The sequence below is a fragment of the Endozoicomonas sp. SESOKO3 genome (assembly GCF_024606255.1).
On the sequence record NZ_JAHHPR010000085.1, the window covers coordinates 1 to 1645 of the forward strand.

The following is a 1645-nucleotide window of genomic DNA, read 5'->3' on the forward strand; positions in this document are numbered from 1 at the left end:
GTGTTGAGTCACCCGAGCAGAAGGCTCTCAGGCATGCCCGGAACAATCTGAACAGGCTCTATTTTGATTACGTCTTTGCAGAAGAAAATGAGGGGCTGTTAAAAGCCCTCATGGTTTCAGTTCGGCGAATCTATGAGCGGTATGAGCAGAACCAGTGGCTGGAAGATCACTCTGCACCAGACTATCAGCCAGAAGCTCGACAGCAGTTTCTTACCAGACTCATCCAGCAGGCTTCCCGCCATACTATTGCCAAAGTCACTGGTGACAATGATACGGATGACCGTTACCCGGACCGCCCCATGTTTCACCTCCTGCAGGCATTCAGTAGAGCTCCAGTCATGGAGGAAGCCCGGGATGTTATTGATTGGTACCGAACCCATCCGTTGCTGCTTCAGGGGGTCATAGCTGAAGACCGAATGGACTCCATGGAGGATCTGATTGCGGAGGCTGTGCAGAACAGTTTTAGAGAATTTCCGTCCAACCCGTTATCCCCGGAACAGTTAGGTCGGCAACTCGGCTTTATTCTGATAGAAATGCAGGAGCTTTTTCTTCGTGGCAAGGCGCTTCGTTCTCTTGGCTTCAAGGTGGACAGGCAAAAGCAGAACCCGGAGATTGCCAGAGACCCTGCATTTGTTCTTTACCTCTCCCTGCTGACTGAAGCCTTTAACAATCATCTCACTCTTTGGCGTACAGACAGCAAACGTCGTCACTATCAGGAAGATCTCGCCGCCCTGTTTATGAAAGCCGCCGATCGTGAAGATTATGGTAATGAGTGGTACCAGCAGGTTCGCAGAATTCTGGATGGTGAAAAGCCCGTGTCTTTTGCTCTGCCACCGCCCGTTCAGAAGCCAGTCGTGCATCACTATCTGGATCTGGATCTGGATCACCATGATTGGGAACGCTGGTTTAAACTTGTGGCGAGCACTGTGATCGCCACGATAGGTATCACCTTGTTGGTGTGTGTGATAATCGCTGAGCATCAAACTAAATCGCGAAGGTTGGAATGGTTGCAAGAGAATAAGCTGCAAAGGAAGTTAGGCAGAGCACTCAACAAACCCTGGCGGAAAGATCCGAAAGGAAGGGACTGGAACCCCACCAGAAGGGACAGGGAGGAGGTCAGAGAAATCATTGAAGGCTTTGATCAAAAGGTTTGGAAAAATGTAATGATCAATGCCGGGGTTCTGAATCCCTTTTCTTGTGATATGGATCTGGATAATCTCTACATGCAGTGGTCGCTGACAGAGCTATACGGCTACTTGAGACAAGAAGAATATATCTTGACAAAAGAAGATAAAATAGGCCACGAAAGGGAGCAGCAAGAAGCGGCTGAAAGAGCCAGAACAGCCAGCCACACCGTAATAATACAGCAACAAAAAAAAGGGGAGACTTTATTCTTCTGCACTCCCAGCTACATTTGGGATTCTTCAGAAGGCGATGATGGCATTGGTTATTCGACCAGCTCGGGTACATCGACTACTTTTTCACTTCAGGATCGTGAGGCTAACTGGGATTGATTATTGAAGTAATGTATTTCAGTCAACCATTTCCGAATTTTAAGGTTCTGGCATTGTAAATTAATTGTTTTACTCCGCACCTGCCAGTCTACTGTCCTAAGCTTTCCGAATTTGTCAGGAAATGGGTGAGG

1 protein-coding gene is annotated in these 1645 nt (G+C 48.0%); it reads left to right on the plus strand.

Annotated elements, in window-relative coordinates:
* The coding region (locus KDK18_RS01345) for a hypothetical protein (RefSeq protein ID WP_257252643.1) at nucleotides 1-1514 on the plus strand (1514 nt) is incomplete at its 5' end.
* Nucleotides 1515-1645: the final 131 nt, after the last annotated feature.